Source organism: Methanocrinis sp. (assembly GCF_049974945.1).
In the GTDB taxonomy this organism is placed as follows: Archaea; Halobacteriota; Methanosarcinia; order Methanotrichales; family Methanotrichaceae; genus Methanocrinis.
In genome coordinates, this window is the sequence record NZ_JBNGCU010000090.1 from 1 (window position 1) to 6,630 (window position 6,630).

General features: G+C 60.5%; 7 protein-coding genes and 1 tRNA gene. 6 read left to right on the top strand and 2 right to left on the bottom strand.

Going from position 1 to position 6,630, the window contains the following annotated elements; genetic code table 11:
• The 5 genes from ACP5EL_RS08450 to ACP5EL_RS08470 form a co-directional block, all read left to right on the top strand.
• Positions 1-778 (top strand): CBS domain-containing protein (locus ACP5EL_RS08450; protein WP_428402072.1); only part of this gene is annotated, 778 nt, incomplete at its 5' end.
• Entirely contained in the window at positions 775-1,896 is a 1,122-nt protein-coding gene (locus tag ACP5EL_RS08455; RefSeq protein ID WP_428402073.1) for an RNA ligase, read from the top strand. The genes ACP5EL_RS08450 and ACP5EL_RS08455, both read left to right, overlap by 4 nt.
• Before the next feature lie 58 nt (positions 1,897-1,954).
• The gene (locus ACP5EL_RS08460) at positions 1,955-3,178 is read left to right on the top strand and encodes a TIGR00300 family protein (protein WP_428402074.1); all 1,224 of its coding nucleotides are present in this window, start codon (positions 1,955-1,957) and stop codon (positions 3,176-3,178) included.
• Between the two features lie 81 nt (positions 3,179-3,259).
• Positions 3,260-3,351: transfer RNA gene (locus ACP5EL_RS08465), tRNA-Thr, on the top strand.
• 181 nt (positions 3,352-3,532) lie between these two features.
• The gene (locus tag ACP5EL_RS08470; RefSeq protein ID WP_428402078.1) at positions 3,533-4,087 is read left to right on the top strand and encodes a TATA-box-binding protein; all 555 of its coding nucleotides are present in this window, start codon (positions 3,533-3,535) and stop codon (positions 4,085-4,087) included.
• Between the two features lie 164 nt (positions 4,088-4,251).
• Here ACP5EL_RS08470 and hisS read toward each other — a convergent pair whose 3' ends face one another.
• Both hisS and ACP5EL_RS08480 read right to left on the bottom strand, forming a co-directional pair.
• Positions 4,252-5,598, bottom strand: a complete 1,347-nt coding sequence (gene hisS, locus ACP5EL_RS08475) for a histidine--tRNA ligase (protein WP_428402075.1) — start codon at positions 5,596-5,598, stop codon at positions 4,252-4,254.
• Positions 5,595-5,921, bottom strand: coding sequence for a hypothetical protein (locus ACP5EL_RS08480; protein WP_428402076.1), 327 nt, complete (start codon positions 5,919-5,921; stop codon positions 5,595-5,597). The genes hisS and ACP5EL_RS08480 overlap by 4 nt, the downstream gene beginning before the upstream one ends.
• A gap of 274 nt (positions 5,922-6,195) precedes the next feature.
• Between ACP5EL_RS08480 and ACP5EL_RS08485 the strand changes: the two genes are divergently transcribed.
• Positions 6,196-6,477 (top strand): nucleotidyltransferase family protein, encoded by a 282-nt coding sequence (locus ACP5EL_RS08485; RefSeq protein WP_428402077.1) that lies wholly within the window; start codon positions 6,196-6,198, stop codon positions 6,475-6,477.
• Positions 6,478-6,630 lie beyond the last annotated feature (153 nt).

A 6,630-nucleotide genomic window follows, 5' to 3' on the forward strand; every position in this document is an offset into this window, starting at 1 on the left:
AATGTCAGTAAAGGAGATAATGTCGACGCCGGTGACTATAGACAAGTCGGAGAGGATCGCCCACGCTCTGGATGTCATGGAGAAGCACGATCTTCGAAGGCTTCTCGTCACCAACGACGGCAAGCTCAGCGGCACCATCACCATGAGGCAGATCACGAGGGTTCTGGGGACCAGGCAGAGGCTGGGCCTGCCCGCAACCTCACTCCATGTCGCCTCCGCGGTCTCGGACTCGGTGATCAAGGCGGATCCCGAGATGAAGGTCGAGGACGCAGTCCTGCTACTGCAGAAGACATCGGTTCTGGTTGTCATGGAGGGAGATGAGATACTGGGCTGGGTGAGGCCAAAGGACATGATGAAGTCCCTCAGGATGACGGGGCTTGCCGCCGACGCCATGCGCACTCCTCTTACCGCCAGCCCTTCCGATAGGCTGGTCCATGTCCGGAGGGTGATGCTTGACCGGGACGTAGGGAGGCTTCCGGTGATGGAGAACGGCAAGCTCGTGGGGATCATATCCGAACGGGACGTGGCGGAGTCCCTCCGGGCCTTCAGAGACCTGGTTCAGGGCGGCCAGCAGGATCCCAGGGTCAAGAACCTCCTGGTCTCGGACGTGATGAGCCGGGGGGTAAAGTCGATCTACATCGACACGCCTCTCGAGGAGGCGAGAAAGAAGATGTTGGAGGAGGACCTGGGCGGGATGCCGGTCTTAAACCAGAAGAACGAGCTTGTGGGGATGCTGACCAGGCGGTGCTTCTTCGACTACCTGGTGAAGCAGAGATGAGCCTTGGGGCCGTGGCAGAGAGGCTGGGGATATCGGCCGAGAGGATGGAACGGATGCTCGGACGGGTGGTCCGATCTTCCGACTGGCCAGCGCCCCGGCTTCTGAGGTTCGACAAGGCCGTCTCCGGCATAGAGGCCGGGACGGTCGTCTTCGACAGGGATGAGATCGTCTACGGCTACCCCAAGATAAGGCGGGCGATGATGCTCGAGCCCGCCATAAGAAGACATTTTTCTGACGGCGTCCTCGTCGAGGAGAAGATGAACGGCCACAACGTCCGGGTGGCAAACGTCGGGGGAGAGACGGTCGCCCTCACCAGGGGCGGCTTCATCTGCCCCTACTCGACCGAAGTTGCTCGCGATCAGATCTCTCCAGAGATCTTCGCGGACCATCCAGAGATCGTCCTCTGTGGTGAGATGGTGGGCCCAAAGAACCCCTACGTACCAAAGGAGGTCTACCCCACAGAGTCGATGGACTTCTACCTCTTCGACGTATCGCGGAAGGGGGCGAGGGAGATGGAGGGCTCTCCGGCAACTCACGCCCTCGCCGAGGAGTACGGGATGAGGTCGGTCCGCCTCTTCGGTGAGTTCGGGATAGAGGGGGCCGCCGCGGAGATCGAGGAGATCATAAAGGATCTGGGGGCCCAAGGAAGGGAGGGGGTCGTCATCAAAGATCCGGCGAACCTATTGAGCCCCATAAAGTACACCAGCTCCGAGAGCAACTGCAGAGACCTCGAGTTCGCCTTTCGATACTACAACGACTATGGCCTGGACTTTTTCTTCTCGCGGGTCGTCCGGGAGGGGTTCCAGGCGGTGGAGTGGTCTGAGGCCGAGGATGAGTTTCAAGAGAGGTGCCTGAGGCTGGGCAGAAGCATGCTCTCGTCCATGAGGGAGACGGTGGAGGCGAAGATGGCCGGGGAGCCGATCGTCCAGGAGGTGGAGATTCTGGTCAGAGACCTCCAGACGGCGAAGGACTTCGAGGAGCACTTACGAAGGATGGGGGTTCGGGCCGCGTTCGATCCGCCTCGGGTCTCCCCCGGCGGTCACCTGGTGAAGATCAAGAGGCTCGTCATGAGCACCAACGACAAGACCGAGTCCGTCATCGAGGGGCATCTCTGGTAGGCGGATCCGAACGGAATTGTTATTAGGGTATCAGAATCGACCTTAGGGGATGGTCACCATGAGCGAAACCTGCGATATAGAGATGGAAGGACACCTTATTGATTCGCTCACGCTCACCAAGGCGCTGGACAAGATAATGAGCATGGGCGGAGAGTTTGAGATCAAGACTTTCCAGGTGGGCAAAAAGAAGCACGATACGAGCTATGTGAAGATCGCGATCTCCGGAGAGGACGCCGATCATCTCGACCGGATCCTTCTCGCGCTCCACCCTCTCGGCGCCCGGGTGATCGAGGCGGAGGACGTACACCTCGAGATCGCGCCCAAGGACCGGGTCGTGCCCCGGGGCTTCTACTCCACCACAAACCACCTCACCTACGTCCGTCACCATGGTGCCTGGCTGGAGGTGGAGGACATTCAGATGGACTGCTTGATCATAGTGAAGGAGGGTCGGGCGATCTGCGTTCCCATCGGCCAGATCGAGAAGGGCGATATGGTCGTCGTCGGGACCGCCGGAGTGAGGGTGGTGCCGCCGGAGAGGCCTCGGGAGAAGACCTTCTTCGAGTTCATGTCCAATGAGGTCTCCTCGGAGAGGCCCTCCGGTGAGATCATAAAGCAGCTGGCAGAGGAGATCCTGGCCACCAAGAGGGCAGGAGGGAAGATCGCCGTGGTCGGCGGTCCCGGCATAATCCACACCGGAGCGGCGGGGGCCCTGGCAGAGCTGATCCGGGACGGGTACATCGACGTCCTCCTGGCGGGAAACGCCCTCGCGGTTCATGACATCGAGCGGCAGCTCTTCGGGACGAGCCTGGGGATGGACCCCCAAGGCAACCTGACCTCCGCAGGCCACCGAAACCACATCTACGCCATCAGCGAGGTGATAGCCAGCGGCTCCATCCGCGAGGCGGTGGAGGACGGCAAACTGAAGGGCGGGATCATGTACCAGTGCATCAAGCGGGGGATTCCGTACGTTTTGGCCGGATCGATCAGGGACGATGGCCCCCTCCCCGACGTGATCACCGATACCGTCGAGGCTCAGAAGGCGATGTTCGAGGCCCTCCGGGGGGTGGACATGGTGATCATGATGGCGACGATGCTCCACTCGATAGCCACCGGAAACCTCCTCCCCTCCCGGGCCAAGACGATCTGCGTCGATATCAACCCCTCCACGGTGACGAAGCTGATGGACCGGGGGACGGCCCAGGCCATCGGCCTGGTGACCGACATCGGGATATTTCTGCCCAGTCTGGCCGAGGAGGTCGGAAGGCTGGCCGAGGCCCCCTGATCCTCGATGGGCTGCAGTCGAAGACGGATCGCAACGCTTAAATTGAGAACTGCCGCTATATGCCGGGTGGGCCTGGTTGGTGCCGCCGTGGCTTAGCCCGGTAAAGCGGCTGATTCGTAAGGCGAAAAGCCCGATATATCAGCAGGTCATGGGTTCGAATCCCATCGGCGGCTTCTCTTTTTCTCTTCGTCAACTTCGTCTTCGTCTCTTCCTATCAGGGACCCTTTGAGCCCCCTCCTCACGTCGAAGATGGGGACAGATATCGGGTATGGCACCCGGCGCCTTCCGGCGTTCTGTCAACTCCGCAATACTTTATATACCCTCAGTTTAAAAAGGGATTTGCGGAGATACGTGATTATGGAGTCCACCATCAACATAGAGAACGTCGTCGCCTCGACCAAGCTCGCCGAGGAGTTCGATCTGATCAAGATCGAGTCTGAGCTGGAGGGCGCCGAATACAACAAGGAGAAATTTCCAGGGCTCGTCTACAGGGTCAAATCGCCGCGGGCGGCCTTTCTGATCTTCACCTCGGGAAAGGTGGTATGCACCGGCGCCAAGAACGTCGCGGACGTGAGGACGGTGATAACCAACATGGCCCAGACCCTGAAGTCGATCGGGTTTGAGGACGTCAACCTGAACCCTGAGATTCACGTCCAGAACATCGTCGCCAGCGCCGACCTCAAGACCGATCTGAACCTCAATGCCATCGCCCTCGGCCTCGGCCTTGAGAATATCGAGTACGAGCCAGAGCAGTTCCCGGGCCTCGTCTATCGGATCAAGGTGCCGAAGGTGGTCGTCCTGATATTCAGCTCTGGAAAGTTGGTGGTTACCGGAGGAAAGTCGCCCGAGGAGTGCGAGGAGGGCGTCAAGATCGTGCGGGTCCAGCTGGAGAACCTCGGGCTGCTCTGATCTTCGTTTAAGAATCCCCAATCAGCACTGTGTCCCTCTCTCATCGTAGGGTCGGTCGAGAGAGATGGCGGCTGGAAGCTGAGCTTGGGGCTTGCGCCGCCCTCGCCCAAGGCTCGCGGCAATTATCACCTGTCCACATTATTCCACGATCATCGGGCGGTCTATTATCCCAGCAATTCTATTATCTCCTTCAGGGCGAGGCTCTCCTGAGATCCAGTCGACATATCCCTCAGGGTGAGCTTCCCCTCCTCGACCTCTTTGGGGCCGATTATGACGGCGAAGCTCGCGCCGATGCTGCTCGCCTGCTTCAGCTGGGCTCCGAGCCCCCGGCCCATCACGTCCAGGACCACCGGGACGGAGAGTCCGCAGCGAAGCTCTTTTGCCGCCCTGACCGCCTCGGACCGGACCTGAGGGACGAAGACGACGGCCACGGGCGCAGGCGGCATCTCGTCGAGAGCGACTATCTCCATGATCCGGTCAAACCCGATCCCAAAGCCCGTCGACCTCGTCTCCTGCCCCCCCAGAAGGCCCGCGAGTTGGTAGGTCCCGCCTCCACAGATCTGGTTTTGGGCGCCGAGGCCCGAAGCGTAGATCTCAAAGACGGTCCCGGTATAGTACTCAAGGCCCCGAACGATCTCGAAGTCCACCGTAGCCTCGACCCCGTAGGCCGCAAGGAGGTCCACCAGCTCCGAGAAGTGGGCGAAATCCAGGTCAGTGGGCGCTGCCCGATCCGATCTTGCGGCCCGATCTCCGGTGTCGGAGGATGCGGCCTCGGAAGATTCCGCCTCCGCTTTTTTCACTTCGGGGGCGGCATCCTCAGACATTCGTGCCAGGTCTTCGGCCATCTCCGCCGCCCGATCGAGGGCCCGTCTTCCCTTCAGGTCGATCAGCTCGATTAAGCCGAGGTGGTCTGCCCCGATCTCCTGGAGCTTCTCGTCGAGGAGGGCTCTCTCCTTCTTGTCGATGAACTTCATCACAGCGGGCCTCTCGGAGGCGGGGATCATCCTCATCATGGCCCTGATCAGGCCCAGGTAGCCCAGGTGGAGGTCTCCGGAGATGCCGGTGCTTCTGACCAGCTCCTCGGCGAGGGCGATCACCTCCGCCTCGGCGTCAGGCCGGTCGCTTCCGATCAGCTCCGCCCCCAGCTGCCAGAACTCTCGGAACCTGCCCCGCTGGGGTCGCTCGTAGCGAAAGCAGTTTCCGAAGTAGTGAAGCCGGAGGGGCTTTGGTGCCGTCTGGAGCTCATTGACGTACATCCTCATCACCGGGGCGGTCAGCTCGGGCCGGAGGGCCAGGTCGCGGCCACCCTTGTCCTTGAAGGCGTAGATCTCGTCGATGATCGACGGCCCCGATTTCGCGGTGAAGAGCTCCAGATGCTCGAAGGTGGGGGTCGATATCTCCCGATAGCCCCACCCTTCCAAAATCTCCTGCATCCGCTTCCTGACGGCGCCTCTCCTGAAGGAGTCCTCGGGCAGGAAGTCTCTCGTCCCTCTCGGTCTTTGGATCGTCATGCCACACCGCCCATGCCTCTGGGGCCCTTATAGCTTTTGGGGGCCGGAGAGGTGCAGAGCGGAGCAGACTGAATCGACCCGGATCGGCTCGTCTCCACCTCAACCTCTCCTCGCCCCCAATACTTTCGCCCCGCGAGCCTCGACCTTTTGTAGATCGAAGGAGAAGATATAGGCTGTGAGGCCGCAAAGCCCGGGATGCCCGAGGGGTGGGCGCGGCCCACCGTCGTCACCATGATAAACATCTGAGGCCGGGAGAGGTCCCCAAAAAATCCCCCTTCATTTCCCTCTCCCGCCTCGCCAACTCTTCTTTTGGCCCTGATCATGGGGCCACGGTGAACGAAGATCTCGATAAGGTCAAAAGGCGGATGACTTCAAAGCCTCAAAAGGAGGTGGTCTGGGCTGGATAAAGGTGCTGCCGTCGATCGCCCCCGACGGCGCGGGGACGCGGGGCGGCCGCGTCGAGGGGGCGCAGGACCCCCGCTGGGGGGAGGCGAAAAAAGGCGGAGGCGGCTGAAGACGCCGGTGCGGGGTCAAAAGTTAGATAACTCAGAAGCCTAAAAAATAAGCCGGAGAGAGCTTTTTGGAGGCGACAGGCGGATGGAGGCGTTGAAGATCCTGAAAGAGCACGAGAGCGAGATCAGGAGACGGTTCGGCGTAAAGCGGATCGGGATCTTCGGCTCTCATGCTCGGGGTGAGGAGAAGGAGTCGAGCGACGTCGACGTCCTCGTGGAGTTTGTGGAGCCCTCCTTCGACAACTTCATGGACCTCGCCTTTTTCCTCCAAGACCTCTTCGGAAGGGAGGTGGACCTCGTCACCACCGGAGGCCTGAGCCCTCACATCGCTCCTTTTGTGGAAAGGGAGGTGGTTTGGGCTGGGTAAGGATCTGGTCTTTCTGAGGCACATTTTCGACGAAGCCGAGTTCCTGAACAAACACTACCAGCGTCTTGAGCTTCAGGGTCTCTTGGAGGACGAGGTTTTACAGAGAGCCTGTCTTCGAAGTCTGGAGGTGATCGGCGAGGCCACAAAGAATCT

Bases quoted from the DNA above. Each gene is read 5' to 3' on its own strand.
- ACP5EL_RS08455 (WP_428402073.1), top strand. From the start codon at position 775: ATGAGCCTTGGGGCCGTGGCAGAGAGGCTGGGGATATCGGCCGAGAGG.
- ACP5EL_RS08460 (WP_428402074.1), top strand. From the start codon at position 1,955: ATGAGCGAAACCTGCGATATAGAGATGGAAGGACACCTTATTGATTCG.
- hisS (WP_428402075.1), bottom strand. From the start codon at position 5,598: ATGACGATCCAAAGACCGAGAGGGACGAGAGACTTCCTGCCCGAGGAC.
- ACP5EL_RS08480 (WP_428402076.1), bottom strand. From the start codon at position 5,921: ATGATCAGGGCCAAAAGAAGAGTTGGCGAGGCGGGAGAGGGAAATGAA.
- ACP5EL_RS08485 (WP_428402077.1), top strand. From the start codon at position 6,196: ATGGAGGCGTTGAAGATCCTGAAAGAGCACGAGAGCGAGATCAGGAGA.